Source organism: Shimia sp. R9_1, assembly GCF_017743775.1.
GTDB lineage: Bacteria > Pseudomonadota > Alphaproteobacteria > Rhodobacterales > Rhodobacteraceae > Shimia.
The window spans coordinates 91,748-107,683 of record NZ_JAGHRN010000001.1 but is presented as its reverse complement, the minus strand read 5'-3'; the positions used below and the strand labels follow the sequence as shown (position 1 = coordinate 107,683).

Sequence of the window (15,936 nt, the reverse complement as noted above, 5' to 3'; positions counted from 1 at the left end):
GTTTCACAAAGATTTTAGCCGGGATTTTAGCCGGATGTCAGCGCGGTACCGGAGGCTGTTCTCTATGCAGGGACCTGCTCTGACAGCTTTTCAGCATGGGCCACGAGGGTGCGCAGCGCCGTTTCAAAGCGGTCGTCAGCAACGGTCATGGCTACGCGGATATGGCCGTGGGCGGATTGGCCGAAGCTCTCACCCGGCATGGTCGCGATGTGGTGGGTGTCGAGCAGCGAGTTGGCAAATTCTTCGCCCGACAGGCCCGTCGCGCGCACATCGAGCATGATATACATTGCGCCTTGAGCGGGGATCAGCCCCACTGTGTTTTGCTCGCCCAGAATGGCTTTGGCCAATTCGCGGCGGCGTTTGAAGGGGGCGGAGACCTCTTCTTCCAAAGGTACGCCCCTAGCCAGAGCAAAGACAGCGGCGTCCTGAATGAAGCCGGGCACACCGTAGGTGGTGTGGGTTGCGAGATTGATCAGATGGGTGATGGCCTCTTCCGGGCCGGCGATCCAGCCGATGCGGCTGCCGGTCATGGCGTGGCTCTTGGACATGGAACCGACCACCAGCGTGCGCTCGGCCATGCCGGGCAGGGCGCGGGGGCTGATATGATCGCCTTCCCAGACCTGCGTGTCATAGACCTCATCTGAAATCAGCCAGAGGTCATGGGTGATACAGACCTCTGCGATGCCTTCCAGTGTGTCGCGGCCGTAGACGGTACCGGTGGGGTTATTCGGGGTGTTGATCAACAGGGACGCCGCCCCTTTGGCGGCCTCGGCAGCGATCTCTTCGGGGCGGGGTTTAAAGGCGTTGTCCGCGTGGGTGCGGATTGGCACAGGCACCGCACCGACGCCGCGGATGGTGCCGGGGTAGGTGGCATAATAGGGATCGATATAGAGCGCACGCGCACCAGCGGAACAAGTTGCGGTATGCGCGGCAAAGAGCGCAGACTGACCGCCCGGTGTGATCAGGATGTTTTTGTAGCTGGTTGGCACGCCGGTGCGCTCCGACAGACGTGCCGCCACGGTTTCGCGCAGCTCCTGGGTGCCGGGCACCATGGCATAGCCGGTGTGACCGCCACGCGCGGATTGATCCATTGCAGCGAGGATGATCGGGTCGGTGCGGATGTCATGTTCACCGATGGTGAGCTCGGTAACATTCACGCCCTCAGCCACCATGCGGCGGGCTTTGTAAAACACATCCCAGCCGTCAGATCCGCCGCCGGTGATGTCTGTCAGACGTTCAGATAGTTTCATGTCGCGCTCCCCGAATAGTTGTTGCGCCTGTGGTGGCTGATGGACGGGCCGGAAGTCAAATTCAATGTGGTGATGGGGGGCATTTCCGCCATTTGTGGCGGCGCGATGCTGAGTGATAAGGCGGATTGGAGTGGCAAGTAACACATACGCCGCGTTCTGGGGTGTCGGGGTTGGAAGGGGCGCTGCCCCTGCCACATCTGCGATGTGGCCACCCCGGGATATTTTGCGAATGAGAAAGGCTGGCGCTAGAGGTCTGATGGGGTGTCGCCCATAAGGTAGCGCGGGCCGGTGCCGCGGGTGCGGGCGCGGTCTTCGGGGTTGTAGAGTTTGCAGTTGGACAGGCTGAGGCAGCCGCAGCCGATGCAGCCGTCAAGCCGGTCGCGCAGGGCGGTCATCTGGGCTATGCGCGCGTCCAGCGCGCGGCGGAATTGTTCGGAAATGGCCTGCCAGTCGGCTTTGGTAGGGGTGCGGTTTTCCGGCAGTGTCGCGAGGGCGGTGCGGATTTCGGAGATCGAAAAGCCCAGCGATTGGGAGATCATCACAAAGGAGAGGCGCCGGATGTCGGCGCGCTCATAACGGCGCTGGCCGGTGTCGGTGCGGTGGGGAAAGACGATGCCCTGCTCCTCATAGAAGCGGATGGCAGAGGGGGCGAGGCCGGTGCGCTCGGCGATCTGACCGATGGTCAAACCGGTGGGACGAAGGCGAATGGGGCGCGGCGTTTTCATCGGTGCATTGTTTTTAAATGGAAAAAACTTCTTGAGCTCAAGTTAACTTGAAGAATTAGCCTGTGTCCATCGATGATTTTGAGGAAGGACCAGAGAGATGAAACTTGAGCATGTGAACCTGACCGTCCGTGAACCGAAGGCGACCGCCGCCATTCTGTGTGATTTGTTTGACTGGCAGGTTCGTTGGGAAGGTGATTCCATCCATGGTGGCTACAGCGTGCATGTCGGGGAGGCAGAAAGCTATCTCGCGCTCTATGCGTCGCCCGTGGATATTCAAAATGCGGAAAGCAGCTACTACAGGGCTGGTGGGCTGAACCATGTGGGGATCGTGGTGCGTGATCTCGACCTGATTGAGGCACGGGTGAAGGCGGCAGGATTTGTGCCGACCAGCCATGCCGACTACGAGCCGGGAAAGCGGTTCTATTTCGATGGGCCGGACGAGATTGAATATGAGGTGGTGAGCTATGCCTGATGTACGCGGCGTGGGCCCGGTCGGCCTGTTGCTCTGGTGCGGCGCCCTGTTGGGCGTCGGCTTCCCTCTGAGCAAGATTTCTTTTGCGGCGGGTGTGTCGCCCATGGTCTGGGCCTTGCTGGTGTCGCTTGGTGCCAGTTTGAGCCTGTTGCCCGTGTTGGGGGTGCGCCGCCAGATGCAGCTGCCCAGAGGACAGATGCTGCGCTATGTGGTGATTTCAGGTCTGGTGAGCTTTGCCGGGATCAACCTGATGATCTTTGCGCTGGTGCCAAAGCTTGGCGCGGGGCAGGTCGGGATGATGTTTGCGCTTTCCCCCGTGGCGACACTTGCGCTGTCGGTGCTGTTTGGCATGAAAGCGCCCGGACGGCTAGGACTTTGGGGCATCGGATTTGGTTTGATCGGTGCGTTGATGGTGGCCTTTGGACGTGGCGGTGTGGATGGCACAATCCTGTGGTCCCTTGTGGGGCTGACCATTCCGCTGATCCTCGCGGCGGGCAATGTCTATCGCAGTCTTGACTGGCCTGAAGGGGCGCATCCGATGGCATTGGCGTTCTGGAGCCATGGGGTGGCGATCGTTGCGCTGCTGGCCGCGATGGTCTGGCGTGGCGAAGGCGTCGATTTGGGCCGTATTTCTGAAGTGCCCTGGGCCGCGACGGTTCAGGGGGTTGCCGCAGCGCTGACGTTTCCGGCCTACTTCCGGCTGCAAAAGCTGGGTGGCCCTGTGCTGTTGAGCCAGATCGGCTATGTGGCGGCTGCTGTGGGGCTGGTGATCGGTGTGCTTATGTTAGGTGAGCGGTATGGTGCGGTGAGCTGGGTTGGTGCCGGGGTCACAGCGGTGGGCATCGGCTTGACGGTGCTCGCCCAGACCGGTCGCAAGATCACTTTGACCCTTCCGCTGCCTCTGGGGCGGCAAACCCGCGCGCGGCTTGGAAATTGCTCTCAAACCTTGAGTGACACATAAGTTTCGCGCATCAATATGCTGTAAAATATAAATAAATGAGAGACCTTGGGTGAGGCAATCCCGGGTCTCTTTCACATTTCAAAGGGCGGCAAGCTGGCTTGCATCTTCTTTGTCAGACCTGATCGCACGATTGTGTAAGAGACGCGAATGCGATGATGAAGCTCTTCCTCATCTCCGTCCATTGGTAGGTGAATCCAGCTGCGATGAAAGTAAGGCGCTTTCACCCCAACACCCGCATCGATCAGCATTTGCGCTGTCTCAATGCTGTCGGTTTTCACGGAAACCCCGGTGTCAGCGCTGCCAATACAGGCAAACATCTTGCCGCCGACTTTCCAAGCGTCATGCCCGCCGCCAAAAGGATCGGCCAGCTCCGCACCCGGAAAGGTGGCACAAATCGAATTGATGGTTTCGCGGCTCATGGGGAGAGCATGAGCCGGGCCGGGCATCAGGTCAACAGCGCAAAAACCAGCCTTGACGCCATGGCATGTGCCGCCTAGGGTCGCGCTCATGAACCCTGTACGCACCATCATTATTTGCTGCTGCATTACCTGCTGACATCGTCACGCGGGCCGTTCTTCACTTTCAAAAATGAGACAGAATTGGTAAGCCCGCCACGCGAAACCCGTGTGCTGAGGAGCCACTTATGACTGAGATCCGAACCGAGATCACGCTGCACAACACTCTGAGCCGTAAGAAAGAGATTTTTACGCCAATCAATGCGGATGATGTGCGGATGTATGTCTGTGGGCCGACGGTTTATGACCGGGCGCATATTGGCAATGCACGCCCTGTTGTGGTGTTCGATGTGCTCTACCGGCTGTTGCGGGAGGTCTATGGCAAGGATGCCGTGACTTACGTGCGCAACTTCACGGATGTGGATGACAAGATCAACGCACGGGCGGCGGAAAGCGGGCGTGCGATTGGCGAGATCACAGCGGAAACCACACAATGGTATCTGGATGATATGGGCGCGCTTGGGGCGCTTGAGCCCAACCACATGCCGCGTGCCACGCAGTATATCGACCAGATGATCACCATGATCGAGAAGCTGATCGCGGATGGGTTTGCCTACGCCCATGACGGGCATGTGCTGTTCCGGGTGCGCAAATATGACGACTACGGCAAGCTGTCTGGCCGTTCGGTGGACGACATGATCGCGGGCGCGCGGGTTGAGGTGGCGAGCTACAAAGAAGATCCGATGGACTTTGTGCTCTGGAAACCCTCAAGCGCGGATCTGCCCGGGTGGGACAGCCCATGGGGGCGGGGGCGTCCGGGCTGGCACATTGAGTGCTCTGCCATGTCTTATGAAATTCTGGGTGCGTCTTTTGACATTCACGGGGGCGGCAATGATCTGATGTTCCCGCACCATGAGAATGAGATTGCGCAGAGCTGCTGTGCCAACAAAGGCGCGCCGATGGCGAATTACTGGCTGCACAATGAGATGCTGCAGGTGGAGGGCAAGAAGATGTCCAAGAGCCTTGGCAACTTCTTCACCGTGCGCGATCTGCTGGATGGGCATGATGGCAACCCCGGTGTGCCGGGGGAGGTTATCCGCTTTGTGTTCCTGTCTACCCACTATGGCAAGCCGATGGACTGGACCGCCAAGAAGGCGGCGGAGACCGAGGCGACGTTGCGCAAGTGGCGGACGCTGACGGCGGATGTTGCGCCTGCTGCGGAGGTTCCCGCCGAGGTGCTGCAGCCTGTGGCGGATGATCTGAACACCGCAGGCGCGATTGCGGCTTTGCACCAGTTTGCCAGTGCTGGTGATGCGGCCAAACTCTTGGCGGGGGCGCAGTTCCTTGGGCTGTTGACCGCAGAGATGGGCGCATGGGCGGAAGGCGTTGATCTGTCAGCCTATGAGACACTTTTGGCTGAGGCGCGGGCCAAGGCGATGGAGACCAAGGATTTCGCCGAGGTGGACCGGATCAAGACAGCGCTCACAGAGGCCGGTGTCGAGGTGCGCATGAGCAAGGCGGGTGTTGAACTACTTGCAGCGGCGGGCTTTGATGCAGCCAAGCTGGAAGCAATCTAGATGGCCACAGGCGGTCGGGCCTCAAACGGCCCGACTGAGATTATTGATACCAAGAAAAAGACGGGCCAGCGGGAGCGAGCAATGACTAAAGAACGCCTCTATCTCTACGACACCACATTGCGCGATGGGCAGCAGACGCAGGGTGTGCAGTTTTCGACCGATGAAAAGGCACAGATTGCGGCGGCGCTGGATACGCTGGGCATTGATTATATCGAAGGCGGCTGGCCCGGCGCGAACCCCACCGACAGCGCGTTTTTTGAAACCAAACCCAAGCTCGACGCGACCTTTACCGCCTTTGGCATGACCAAACGGGCGGGCATGTCGGCGGAGAATGACGATGTGCTGGCGGGTGTGCTGAATGCGGGCACGGAGGCGGTCTGTCTGGTCGGCAAGAGCCATGATTTCCACGTGACCAAGGCGCTGGGCATCACGCTGGAAGAGAACACCGAGAACATCTCCAAATCCATGGCCCATATGGTGGCGCGGGGACGGGAAGCGCTGTTTGATGCGGAGCATTTCTTTGATGGCTATAAGGCCAACCCGGCGTATGCGCTTGAGGCGGTGAAGGCGGCCTATGAAGCGGGTGCGCGCTGGGTGGTGTTGTGTGATACCAATGGCGGGGCCTTGCCGCGTGAGGTTTACGAGATCACCAAGGCGGTGATTGCGGCGGGCATTCCCGGCGATCATCTGGGCATTCACACCCATAATGACACCGAACACGCCGTGGCCAACTCGCTGGCGGCGGTGGATGCGGGCGCACGGCAAATACAAGGCACGCTGAACGGGTTGGGCGAGCGCTGTGGCAACGCCAACCTGACGACGCTGATCCCGACATTGCTGCTCAAAGAGCCCTATGCCAGCCAGTTTGCGATTGGCGTGTCCAAGGAGGCTTTGACCGGGCTGACGCGCACCAGCCGGATGCTCGATGACATTCTCAACCGCGTGCCGATGCGGCAGTCGGCTTATGTGGGGGCGAGTGCCTTTGCCCATAAGGCCGGGCTGCATGCCAGCGCGATCCTGAAAGATCCTAGCACCTATGAGCATATTGATCCGGCTGTGGTCGGCAATGCGCGCATCATTCCGATGTCCAATCAGGCGGGGCAGAGCAATCTGCGCAAACGGCTGAGCGACGCGGGGCTGGATGTGGAGAAGGGCGATCCGGCGCTGGGCGACATTCTCAACCGGATCAAACAGGCCGAGGCCAAAGGTTACAGCTATGATACCGCGCAGGCGAGCTTTGAGCTGCTGGCGCGCGATGCGTTGGGGCTGGGGGCGAGCTATTTTGACGTGGAGCGCTACCGCGTGATTTCAGAGCGCCGCCGCAATGCGCGTGGGGCGACGGTGGTGGAAAGCGAAGCGGTGGTGACCGTGCAGCTGCCCAATGGGGCCAAGACCACCAGCTATTTCAAAAACGATCACGCCGATGATCTGAGTGACGAAGGCCCGGTGAACGCGCTGTGGCAGGCGCTGAAGGCGGATCTTGGCCCGTATCAGGGTGTCATCGATGATGTGCGTCTGGTGGACTTCAAGGTGCGCATAACCAATGGCGGCACCGAGGCTGTGACCCGCGTGATCATAGACTTTGAGGATGACAAAGGGCGGCGCTGGGCCACGGTGGGGGTCTCTGCCAACATTGTGGATGCAAGCTTTGGCGCGCTTTTGGATGCGTTGAACTGGAAGCTTGCGCAGGATGGCACGCGGGTGGCGGTCTGATGCGGCTGCGCGCGCAGGTGAATGCTGAGGGGCAGCGGTGATGGCATCTGATGCGGCAGAGGATATCGCTGCCTGCGCCGCATTGGTGCAGAAGGCGGACCCCGATCGGTTTGCCGCGACCATGGCGGCCAAACCGGCGGCGCGGGAAAAGCTTTTGCCGATCTATGCATTTAACGTCGAGGTGGCGCGCGCGCCCTGGGTGACGCAGGAGAGCATGATTGCGGAGATGCGCCTGCAATGGTGGCGCGACGCTTTGGAGGAAATCAAAGCGGGCGGGATGGTGCGCCGTCATGAGGTGGTCACGCCTCTGGCACTGGTGCTGGATGGCGAAAGCTCGGCACTGCTGGATCAGCTGATCGAGGCGCGGCGCTGGGACATTTATCGTGATCCGTTTGAGGATGCGGCACATTTTGAGCGCTATCTGGAGCAGACCTCTGGCGGGTTGATGCAGGTGGCGGCGCAAGCGCTTGGGACCTGTGCACCAGAGGAGGCTCAGGCTGTCGGCTATGCGCTGGGGCTGGCCAATTGGCTCAAGGCGATCCCGGCGCTGGAAGAGGCCAAACGTGTGCCGCTGGTGGATGGACGCCCGGAGGCCGTGGCGGCGTTGGCAGAGGCTGGCCTCGCGCGGCTGAAGCGGGCGCGGACCAGTCGCAAAGCGGTGAGCGCGGCGGCGGGGCAGGCGTTTTTCGCAGCCTGGCAGGCAGAGGCGATCTTGCGTCAGGCGGCGCGGGAGCCGGAGCGCGTGGCCGCAGGGGCGCTTGGCATGAGCGAGTTTGGCAAACGTGCGGGCCTGATGTGGCGCGCCCTGTCGGGCCGCTGGTAAGACAAGTCAAACGCGGCGCCTGATGATACAACGTCGATTTTGAGTATTTTTGGCAGAATGAAGATGAGACGCTCAGGCGGTCTCTTCCTGTGGGCGCAGCACCAGCCATATCAAGGCACCACCGGCCAGCATCAGGAAAGGCGCCATCGCGAGGTTGACGCTGGTCCAGCCGGCAACGGCGCTGCCGCCGGAGCAGTTCATCAGACCGCCGGAGGCCAGTGAGGCCACGGTCACACCGCCAAAGACGATGAAGTCGTTCATGCCCTGCATGCGGCCGCGCTCGCTTGGCTCATGTGCGCCTGCCAGCATGGTGGTGGCCCCGATGAAGCCGAAGTTCCAGCCAAGGCCCAGCAGGATGAGCGCGATGAAGAAGTTCTCAAGCTCCACGCCCTGAAGCGCCACGGCACCGGCACCGGCAAGGATCAGCAGGCCAAGGGCGAGGATTTTCTCAACCCCAAAGCGCGCGATCAGGTGGCCGGTGAAGAACGACGGGGCAAACATCGCCAGCACGTGTGCGGTGACCACATCGGCGGCGTCGTTCTGTTCAAAGCCGCAACCCACCACAGCGAGGGGCGTGGAGGTCATCACGAGGTTCATCAGCGCATAGGACACCATGGCGCAGATCACGGCCACGGCGATGCGGGGGGTGGTGATCAGCTCCCAACGGCTGCGGCCCTTGGGAGCGTCCTTGGTCGGGGCTTCGGGTGTTGGGATGTCGATGAACAGAAAGAGCAGTGAGCCGACCACATTGAGGGCGATCACGCCGAAGTAGGTGCCCATGAAAGGCACGATCATCGCGTCGGAGGTGACTTTGACCAGCTGCGGGCCGACAATCGCGGAGAGCAGGCCCCCCGCCATGACATAGGAGATGGCTTTGGGGCGGAAGGCATCAGAAGCGGTATCAGCGGCAGCAAAGCGGTAAAAACCCTGCGCGGACATATAGATGCCGGTCATAAAGGATCCCAGCAGGAACACCGGAAAGGAGCTGAGATAAAGCCCGTAAGCACCGATGGCGCCACCGAGTGCGCCGCCTAATGCACCCAGCAGGAAACCCACGCGGCGGCCGTATTTCTGCATGATGTTGGAGATCGGCGTGGCCGAGAGCATGGAGCCCAGAACGATCAGCGAAATCGGCAGGGTCGCGAAACAGAGGTTGGACGCCAGCGATTGCCCCGCAAGGCCGCCAATGGTGAAGATCATCGGCATCTGGGCGCCAAGGAAGGCTTGTGCCAGAACCAGAATGAATACGGTACGGCGGGCGCGGGTGTCGTCTACTACAGTGCTCATGCGCCAAGCGTTAGCTTGTTCACTAGCTCAGGTCCAGCGTTGCGGCATCATTAACGCATCACGATATGTGAATGTGTTTATCTGTAAGTGTGATTGCGCAGGAAACGGGTTGCGATTGTTGTTGTGCCGGGTAGGCGGGCTGGCAGCGGTTTCAGGAGTTGAGTGGCGCGTGGTGTGCGCCTAAAGCTAAAGACGAGAAGAGGGAGGCGGGCGATGGCCGTGGGTCGGATTATCAAAACGGATGCCTGCGTGGCGGAAGGGGCCGCCTGGCTTGCGGCGCAGGATGCGCGGTTTGAACGCGCGCTGGCGCTGACCGGAGATCTGCCGCTGCGGCTGCGGCCGGACGGGTTTGATCAGCTGTTGAGCGCGATTGTCAGCCAACAGGTGAGCGTGGCCTCGGCGGCGGCGATCTGGGGGCGGATGCAGGAGGCGGGGCTGGTGACGCCTGAGGCCGTGATGGCTGCAAGCGAAGAGGATTTGAAGGGCGTGGGCTTGAGCCGCCAGAAGATGCGCTATGCGCGGGCCTTGGCGGCAGAGGGCATTGATTTTGACGCGCTGCGCGAAGCCCCCAATAAGGTGGTGTTCAAAACCTTGACCAAAGTGAGCGGCATTGGCATCTGGACGGCGGAAATCTATGCGATGTTTTCGCTGGGCCGCGCAGATGTGTTTGCGCCCGGCGATCTGGCCCTTCAGGAAAGTGCGCGGATGCTGTTTGACCTGCCGGAGCGCCCCAAGGAGCGGGCGCTGCGGGAGATGGCGGAGGCGTGGTCCCCCTGGCGCAGCGTGGCGGCGCGGCTGTTGTGGGCGTATTACCGGGTGGATAAGGGGCGCGAAGGGGTGCGTTAGACCTCTTTGAGCGGCAACTCCGTCGGCAGCGGTATCTCCCGCGCACCGCCTTTGTTCTTCTTTCGGTACTTGCTTTGATAGGCACGCCTTTGTTTTGTGACTTCATAAAGCACAATCCCCGAACTCGTTCCTAAATTCAGGCTCTCAATCATTCCAAACATCGGAATGGCCACGCATATGGAGCTTCGGCTAACCGCAAGGTCGCTTATTCCTTGGCTTTCGTTTCCGAACCAGACGGCCAGTTTATGGGGGGAGGTGAAATCTCCTTCGTGAAGATAAAGGCTCTTTTTGTCTTTGACGTGAGGCGATGTTGCAATTGACGTGAAACCGTTCTTTTCCAAATGGCTGAGACACTCTTCAGTGCTGGAAAAGCGTTTCGCAAAAGTCCATTTGATGGCCGAGACCGAAGATTTGGCGAGTGTTTTTTGTTCCCGCATGTCTTGCCAATTTTCAGGCAGGGCGTTGAAAGCATCGACGATATATAGCTTCTCGACCCCCATTGCATTCACGTTGCGAATGACCGTGCCGATATTGCGAATGTCGGTAGGGTTTTCGATCACGGCAATAAGGTTTTTGCACCGAAAGTCTTTGATCTCGTCTGCACGCAGGCGGGCCTTGGTTTTGGCTGTTTCGGATTTGATGTCTCGGGTCATTTTGGGAAACGCCTTACTGTCGCGGCAACTATTCTCTGTGAAGACTACATTGTCTACGCGTAAGTGTACGCCATGCAAAAAGGGCGCTCTGAAGAGCGCCCTTTCGTTTCACTGGCCCGATACAGCTTAGCAGCTGTAGTACATGCCGAATTCGACTGGGTGCGGGGTGTGCTCGTAGTGCTCCACCTCTTCCATCTTCAGCTCGATGTAGCCTTCGATCTGGTCTTTGGTGAACACGTCGCCTGCCAGCAGGAAGTCGTGATCTGCAGTCAGTGCTTCCAGAGCTTCGCGCAGGGAGCCACATACGGTCGGGATGCCAGCCAGTTCTTCAGCAGGCAGATCGTAGAGGTTCTTGTCCATGGCTTCGCCTGGATCGATCTTGTTCTTGATGCCGTCAAGGCCAGCCATCAGCAGCGCTGCGAAGCACAGGTATGGGTTGGCAGATGGATCTGGGAAGCGGGCTTCAACGCGCTTGGCTTTCGGGCTTTCGGTCCATGGGATACGGACACAGCCGGAGCGGTTGCGTGCGGAGTAGGCGCGCAGAACTGGTGCTTCAAAACCCGGGATCAGACGCTTGTAGGAGTTGGTCGATGGGTTGGTGAAGGCGTTCAGGGTTTTTGCGTGCTTCAGGATGCCGCCGATGAAGTACAGAGCTTCGTCAGACAGGTCCGCGTATTTGTCGCCTGCAAAGAGCGGCTTGCCGTCTTTCCAGATGGACATGTTCACGTGCATGCCGGTGCCGTTGTCGCCGTAGATCGGCTTTGGCATGAAGGTGGCGGATTTGCCGTAGGACGCGGCCACGTTGTGGATCACGTATTTGTACTTCTGCAGCTCGTCGGCTTGCTTGGTCAGGCTGTCAAAGATCAGCCCCAACTCGTGCTGACAGGACGCCACTTCGTGGTGGTGCTTGTCAGTTTTCATGCCCAGACGCTTCATGGTGGAGAGCATCTCGGAACGCAGGTCGTGGCTGTCGTCGGTTGGGTTTACCGGGAAGTAGCCGCCTTTGACACCAGGGCGGTGGCCCATGTTGCCCATTTCGTATTCGGTGTCGGTGTTCCAGGAGCCGTCGATCGCATCAACTTCGTAGGATACTTTGTTGATTTTGTTCTCAAAGCGAACGTCGTCGAACAGGAAGAATTCCGCTTCCGGGCCCATGTAAGCCACATCACCGATGCCGGAGGACTTCAGGTAAGCTTCGGCTTTTTCGGCGGTGCCGCGTGGGTCACGCTCGTAAGCTTCGCCGGTGTCAGGCTCAACGATGGAGCAGTGGATGCAGATGGTTTTCTCGGCATAGAACGGATCGACATACGCAGAGGTGGTGTCTGGGATCAGTTTCATGTCGGAGTTTTCGATGGATTTCCAGCCAGCGATGGAGGAGCCGTCAAACATGAAGCCTTCTTCGAGGAAGTCTTCGTCAACGAGATCCACGTCCACGGTCACGTGCTGCAGCTTGCCGCGTGTGTCGGTGAAACGGATGTCGACATAGGCCGCATCTTCGTCTTTGATCAGCTGGAGAACTGCGTCTGCGCTCATTCCCTTTGTCCTTCTGATTGCTTTAGAATTTAAGTGTGATTACAGCGCGTCCGGGCCGGACTCGCCGGTACGGATGCGAATGGCTTGCTCCACAGGGGAGACAAAGATCTTGCCGTCGCCGATCTTGTCGGTTTTGGCAGCGCCCACGATGGCCTCGATTGCGCCGTCCACCTGATCGGATTCAAGCACAACTTCGATTTTCACCTTGGGCAGAAAATCAACGACATATTCAGCGCCGCGATAGAGCTCTGTGTGACCCTTCTGGCGACCGAAGCCTTTGACTTCGACAACGCTCAGACCCTGGATGCCAAAATCCTGCAGTGCTTCTTTCACTTCATCAAGCTTGAACGGCTTGATGATGGCTTCGATCTTCTTCATGTGGAGGCTCCTCCTCAGGTGCGTTCTTGTCAGTTGACAGACCACTTTCGATGGGGGGTCACAATTGGATAGGGTAACACATTGTGAATGCGCCTATCGGAAACATGCTGTGTGATTAAAAAATAGGCAATAAGGCGCGCAAATAAGCGGAATAGAATCGCGGGATGCATCGAGAATGAGCGAAATTTTGACGGCTGCCCAAATGCGCGCCATTGAGCAAACCGCAATTGAGTCGGGCGAGGTCACCGGATTGGAGCTCATGGAGCGGGCCGGGCGGGGTGTTGTCGAAGCGATTTTTGAGCAGTGGCCGGCGTTGGGTGATGCTGGCGCTTTGCAGGACAAGCCGCTCCGAGAGAGTGGTTTGGAAGGCGGTCAGCCCCCATACGCAGGTTCTGATGGGGGGCAGCCCCCATACCCCCGGGATACTTCAGGAAGGAGAAAGGGGGCGGTGGTGCTTTGCGGGCCGGGCAACAATGGCGGGGACGGTTTTGTGGTGGCGCGGCTGTTGCATCAGCTTGGCTGGGAGCTGGAGGTGTTTCTTTATGGGGATGCAGAGAAATTACCGCCTGATGCACGTGAGAACTATGAGCGGTGGTTGGAGTTGGGGGCGGTCCGCACGCGCGCGATTGATCCGCCACCATTGGTGGATGATAGTGTGCACATCGAAGGTCCTTGTGACCTTGTTGTCGATGCGCTGTTTGGCACCGGGCTGACGCGACCGTTTAAATCAGTTTTTTCTATGTTCGCGGATCAGAATCTGCGCGAGGCCATGGCAGAGGCTGGTTGTAAGGTTGTGGCGGTCGATATTCCGACCGGCTTGTGCAGCGACAGCGGCGCTGTGTTGGGCACATGTATTCCGGCAGACCTTGTGGTGACCTTCCACCGCAAAAAGCTGGGACATGTTTTGAAGGATGGACCGGCCTTTTGCGGGGCTGTGACACTGAAAGACATTGGTTTGCTTGAAAGGCATGGCCATGTGATCCCCGCGGAACAGCGCGTGGGGGAGGTGACACAGCTGCCTGTTGATTTGGATAAACAGGCGCCGCACCATAAATTCTCTCACGGCCATGCGCTGATCCTCTCCGGTGGTTCCGGTAAAACCGGCGCAGCGCGGCTTGCGGCACGTGGGGCGTTGCGGATTGGTGCAGGGTTGGTGACACTTGGGGTGCCGCCAGCGGCGCAGCAGGAGGTGGCCTGTCAGATCACCGCGCTGATGTTGCAGCGGGTCGCGGATGGCGCGGCGCTGGCAGAGGTTCTGCAGGATGAAAGGCTCAATGCACTTTGTCTTGGCCCCGGATTGGGGCAGGAGCGCGCGCGGGATTTGGTGCCTGAGGCGTTAAAATCAAAGCGCGCAACTGTTCTGGATGCCGATGCGCTGAGCGCTTTTGCGGAGGAGCCAGAGCAGCTTTTTGAGATGTTGCATGAGAGTGTCGTGCTCACTCCGCATGGGGGCGAATTTGCGCGGCTGTTTCCGGATATTGCCGAGCGACTGGCAGCGCGGCCAACCAAAGGCCCGGCTTACTCCAAAGTGGATGCCACACGCGAAGCTGCGGCGCGGGCAGGATGCACGGTTTTGTTTAAGGGGCCGGATACGGTGATTGCCTCCCCCTATAGAATGTGTGGCGTGCACGCGGCGGTGTATGAGCGCAGCGCGCCTTGGTTGGCGACGGCAGGCTCCGGCGATGTGCTTGCGGGCTTCATCACAGGGCTGTTGGCGCGTGGATTTGCGCCTCAGTATGCGGCGGAAACGGCCGCCTGGCTGCATGTGGAATGTGCGCGGGTCTTTGGCCCCGGATTGATTGCGGAAGACTTGCCTGAGACCTTGCCTCAGGTGCTGCGCACAATGTTGAAATGAGGTGCTGCCGCGCGGTTTGAGGCTTTTGGGGCGCGATTCAGCAGTTATCAAGCTCTCTTTGTCATGCTGGGGCCACTCAGACTGACACAAGGCGCGCATGTACAATGGCACGGTACAGCTTTTGGGCGTTGGGGGAATCTCATGTTTCCCTCTCCGGCAACAGTATTTTGGACGGGATCACGCAGGGCGACGGCAGTCACCTTGTGGGGGAGACCATCACGCTGAATGACAACGCGTGGGAAGAGATCTTTGTCCGCGACGATGACGCCAATGTTGACGACAATGACAATTCGCAAGTGCTTGATGGAAATCAGAGTTTCGATGGTGTCACCTACGGCGACAATCTGCGACTTGAGGCGGAGTACGAATTTGTTGTGCAAGACCTCAGCACCGGGGAAACCTACCGTATCCTGTCGGTGAACTTCAACAATTCGCAGGTCAGCTTCAGCACCGTTGAAGGCTTGGCTTTTGTTGACAGCTTCCCGCCCATCGGTGTGCCGCTCAAGATTATCTCGGCCAAGGAAGGCCCCGGCGGCAATGCGCCGGTGCATGAGAGCGAACTGGCCGCGCCGCCGTGTTTCACCACTGGCACAAAGATTGTCGTGAAGGGCGGCGAAAAGGCGGTGGAAGCGCTGGAGGTCGGGGATGAGGTGCTGACGCGCGACAATGGGTTTCAGAAGGTGCGCTGGCTGGGGCAGGTGTCTTTTTCCGGTGCGGACCTTAAAAGCCATCCGCAATTTCGCCCGATCCGGATCAGGCAGGATGCCTTTGGTCCGGGGATGCCGCATCGTGACATGCTGGTGTCGCCGCAGCATCGTGTGCTGTTGCTGGGTTGGCGCGCGGAGCTCTGGTGCGGGGAGCGCGAGGTTCTGGCAGCGGCCACACATCTGGTGAATGACCGCACAGTCACGGTGGCCCATGATGTGCCTGCGGTGACCTATGTGCATGTGCAATTTGACCAGCATGAGATCCTCACCTCTGACGGGTTGGCCACGGAGAGCTTTAATCCCGGCCCGCAGTCGCTCAAGGCGCTGCCAAATGCCAGCCGGCGGGAGCTGTTTGCCTTGTTTCCCGAGCTGAAAACCGGCGCTTATGTCAGTGAAACAGCGCGTCCGGTGGCCCATCAGCGCGAGGCGCAAATCATCGCACAGGCGATTTAGAAAAAACCTACGCCGGGAGTGCGTTTTTCCTCTCGCATCCCGTTTCAAGCTTTGCTAAGACGCGCGGACCGTGCGGGTGTGGCGAAATTGGTAGACGCACCAGATTTAGGTTCTGGCGCCGCGAGGCGTGGGGGTTCAAGTCCCTCCACCCGCACCATTGGCTCAATGAAAGAGCCTTATTTTGCAGGTAAATCAGAGACTTCGACTTGTTGGCGCACACACAATGCGACACACATCGGAGACACATT

At 59.3% G+C, this 15,936-nt stretch carries 15 protein-coding genes and 1 tRNA gene; 9 read left to right on the top strand and 7 right to left on the bottom strand.

Annotated elements, in window-relative coordinates; translation table 11 throughout:
• Nucleotides 1-62: 62 nt before the first annotated feature.
• Both J7399_RS00485 and soxR read right to left on the bottom strand, forming a co-directional pair.
• On the bottom strand, nucleotides 63-1,250 hold the full coding sequence (locus tag J7399_RS00485) for an aminotransferase class I/II-fold pyridoxal phosphate-dependent enzyme (protein ID WP_209083537.1): 1,188 nt from the start codon (nucleotides 1,248-1,250) through the stop codon (nucleotides 63-65).
• A 245-nt stretch (nucleotides 1,251-1,495) separates the two neighbouring features.
• Complete coding sequence (soxR, locus tag J7399_RS00480; RefSeq protein ID WP_209083536.1) at nucleotides 1,496-1,975, bottom strand: redox-sensitive transcriptional activator SoxR; 480 nt, start codon at nucleotides 1,973-1,975, stop codon at nucleotides 1,496-1,498.
• A gap of 97 nt (nucleotides 1,976-2,072) precedes the next feature.
• Between soxR and J7399_RS00475 the strand changes: the two genes are divergently transcribed.
• A complete protein-coding gene (locus J7399_RS00475; RefSeq protein ID WP_209083534.1) occupies nucleotides 2,073-2,447 on the top strand; it encodes a VOC family protein in 375 nt (124 codons plus the stop codon).
• Nucleotides 2,440-3,408 (top strand): DMT family transporter, encoded by a 969-nt coding sequence (locus tag J7399_RS00470; protein WP_209083532.1) that lies wholly within the window; start codon nucleotides 2,440-2,442, stop codon nucleotides 3,406-3,408. Before J7399_RS00475 ends, J7399_RS00470 begins: the two co-directional genes overlap by 8 nt.
• Nucleotides 3,409-3,479: 71 nt before the next feature.
• Here J7399_RS00470 and J7399_RS00465 read toward each other — a convergent pair whose 3' ends face one another.
• The gene (locus J7399_RS00465; RefSeq protein ID WP_209083530.1) at nucleotides 3,480-3,827 is read right to left on the bottom strand and encodes an MmcQ/YjbR family DNA-binding protein; all 348 of its coding nucleotides are present in this window, start codon (nucleotides 3,825-3,827) and stop codon (nucleotides 3,480-3,482) included.
• A 224-nt stretch (nucleotides 3,828-4,051) separates the two neighbouring features.
• Between J7399_RS00465 and cysS the strand changes: the two genes are divergently transcribed.
• The 3 genes from cysS (at nucleotide 4,052) to J7399_RS00450 (ending at nucleotide 7,976) form a co-directional block, all read left to right on the top strand.
• Entirely contained in the window at nucleotides 4,052-5,440 is a 1,389-nt protein-coding gene (cysS, locus tag J7399_RS00460) for a cysteine--tRNA ligase (RefSeq protein ID WP_209083528.1), read from the top strand.
• An 81-nt stretch (nucleotides 5,441-5,521) separates the two neighbouring features.
• Entirely contained in the window at nucleotides 5,522-7,153 is a 1,632-nt protein-coding gene (gene cimA / locus J7399_RS00455; RefSeq protein WP_209083526.1) for a citramalate synthase, read from the top strand.
• 40 nt (nucleotides 7,154-7,193) lie between these two features.
• Nucleotides 7,194-7,976, top strand: coding sequence for a squalene/phytoene synthase family protein (locus J7399_RS00450; protein ID WP_209083524.1), 783 nt, complete (start codon nucleotides 7,194-7,196; stop codon nucleotides 7,974-7,976).
• A 72-nt stretch (nucleotides 7,977-8,048) separates the two neighbouring features.
• Here the strand turns inward: J7399_RS00450 and J7399_RS00445 are convergent, their stop codons facing one another.
• Entirely contained in the window at nucleotides 8,049-9,263 is a 1,215-nt protein-coding gene (locus J7399_RS00445) for an MFS transporter (RefSeq protein ID WP_209083522.1), read from the bottom strand.
• Between the two features lie 213 nt (nucleotides 9,264-9,476).
• On the opposite strand from J7399_RS00445, the gene J7399_RS00440 reads away from it, so the two are divergent.
• Nucleotides 9,477-10,109 carry a DNA-3-methyladenine glycosylase 2 family protein gene (locus tag J7399_RS00440; RefSeq protein WP_209083520.1) on the top strand — a complete coding sequence of 211 codons (633 nt, stop codon included), beginning with the start codon at nucleotides 9,477-9,479 and terminating at the stop codon, nucleotides 10,107-10,109.
• On the opposite strand, the gene J7399_RS00435 is transcribed toward J7399_RS00440, so the two are convergent.
• The 3 genes from J7399_RS00435 to J7399_RS00425 all read right to left on the bottom strand — a co-directional run bounded on the left by J7399_RS00435 (nucleotide 10,106) and on the right by J7399_RS00425 (nucleotide 12,673).
• On the bottom strand, nucleotides 10,106-10,762 hold the full coding sequence (locus J7399_RS00435) for an RNA methyltransferase (protein WP_209083518.1): 657 nt from the start codon (nucleotides 10,760-10,762) through the stop codon (nucleotides 10,106-10,108). The genes J7399_RS00440 and J7399_RS00435 overlap by 4 nt on opposite strands.
• A gap of 126 nt (nucleotides 10,763-10,888) precedes the next feature.
• Nucleotides 10,889-12,295: a type I glutamate--ammonia ligase gene (gene glnA, locus J7399_RS00430; RefSeq protein ID WP_209060426.1), complete on the bottom strand. Its 1,407-nt coding sequence runs from the start codon at nucleotides 12,293-12,295 to the stop codon at nucleotides 10,889-10,891.
• A gap of 39 nt (nucleotides 12,296-12,334) precedes the next feature.
• A complete protein-coding gene (locus J7399_RS00425; RefSeq protein WP_209078223.1) occupies nucleotides 12,335-12,673 on the bottom strand; it encodes a P-II family nitrogen regulator in 339 nt (112 codons plus the stop codon).
• Between the two features lie 175 nt (nucleotides 12,674-12,848).
• On the opposite strand from J7399_RS00425, the gene J7399_RS00420 reads away from it, so the two are divergent.
• The 3 genes from J7399_RS00420 to J7399_RS00410 all read left to right on the top strand — a co-directional run bounded on the left by J7399_RS00420 (nucleotide 12,849) and on the right by J7399_RS00410 (nucleotide 15,845).
• Nucleotides 12,849-14,528, top strand: coding sequence for an NAD(P)H-hydrate dehydratase (locus J7399_RS00420; protein ID WP_209083516.1), 1,680 nt, complete (start codon nucleotides 12,849-12,851; stop codon nucleotides 14,526-14,528).
• Between the two features lie 104 nt (nucleotides 14,529-14,632).
• Nucleotides 14,633-15,688: a Hint domain-containing protein gene (locus J7399_RS00415; RefSeq protein WP_209083514.1), complete on the top strand. Its 1,056-nt coding sequence runs from the start codon at nucleotides 14,633-14,635 to the stop codon at nucleotides 15,686-15,688.
• A gap of 72 nt (nucleotides 15,689-15,760) precedes the next feature.
• Nucleotides 15,761-15,845: transfer RNA gene (locus J7399_RS00410), tRNA-Leu, on the top strand.
• Nucleotides 15,846-15,936: the final 91 nt, after the last annotated feature.

What these genes read in the sequence shown, in the direction of transcription:
- J7399_RS00445 (WP_209083522.1), bottom strand. Translation starts at nt 9,263, where the DNA reads ATGAGCACTGTAGTAGACGACACCCGCGCCCGCCGTACCGTATTCATT.
- J7399_RS00470 (WP_209083532.1), top strand. Translation starts at nt 2,440, where the DNA reads ATGCCTGATGTACGCGGCGTGGGCCCGGTCGGCCTGTTGCTCTGGTGC.
- J7399_RS00450 (WP_209083524.1), top strand. Translation starts at nt 7,194, where the DNA reads ATGGCATCTGATGCGGCAGAGGATATCGCTGCCTGCGCCGCATTGGTG.
- J7399_RS00465 (WP_209083530.1), bottom strand. Translation starts at nt 3,827, where the DNA reads ATGAGCCGCGAAACCATCAATTCGATTTGTGCCACCTTTCCGGGTGCG.
- J7399_RS00485 (WP_209083537.1), bottom strand. Translation starts at nt 1,250, where the DNA reads ATGAAACTATCTGAACGTCTGACAGACATCACCGGCGGCGGATCTGAC.
- cimA (WP_209083526.1), top strand. Translation starts at nt 5,522, where the DNA reads ATGACTAAAGAACGCCTCTATCTCTACGACACCACATTGCGCGATGGG.
- J7399_RS00440 (WP_209083520.1), top strand. Translation starts at nt 9,477, where the DNA reads ATGGCCGTGGGTCGGATTATCAAAACGGATGCCTGCGTGGCGGAAGGG.
- J7399_RS00435 (WP_209083518.1), bottom strand. Translation starts at nt 10,762, where the DNA reads ATGACCCGAGACATCAAATCCGAAACAGCCAAAACCAAGGCCCGCCTG.
- J7399_RS00425 (WP_209078223.1), bottom strand. Translation starts at nt 12,673, where the DNA reads ATGAAGAAGATCGAAGCCATCATCAAGCCGTTCAAGCTTGATGAAGTG.
- cysS (WP_209083528.1), top strand. Translation starts at nt 4,052, where the DNA reads ATGACTGAGATCCGAACCGAGATCACGCTGCACAACACTCTGAGCCGT.
- J7399_RS00475 (WP_209083534.1), top strand. Translation starts at nt 2,073, where the DNA reads ATGAAACTTGAGCATGTGAACCTGACCGTCCGTGAACCGAAGGCGACC.
- J7399_RS00420 (WP_209083516.1), top strand. Translation starts at nt 12,849, where the DNA reads ATGAGCGAAATTTTGACGGCTGCCCAAATGCGCGCCATTGAGCAAACC.
- J7399_RS00415 (WP_209083514.1), top strand. Translation starts at nt 14,633, where the DNA reads ATGGCACGGTACAGCTTTTGGGCGTTGGGGGAATCTCATGTTTCCCTC.
- soxR (WP_209083536.1), bottom strand. Translation starts at nt 1,975, where the DNA reads ATGAAAACGCCGCGCCCCATTCGCCTTCGTCCCACCGGTTTGACCATC.
- glnA (WP_209060426.1), bottom strand. Translation starts at nt 12,295, where the DNA reads ATGAGCGCAGACGCAGTTCTCCAGCTGATCAAAGACGAAGATGCGGCC.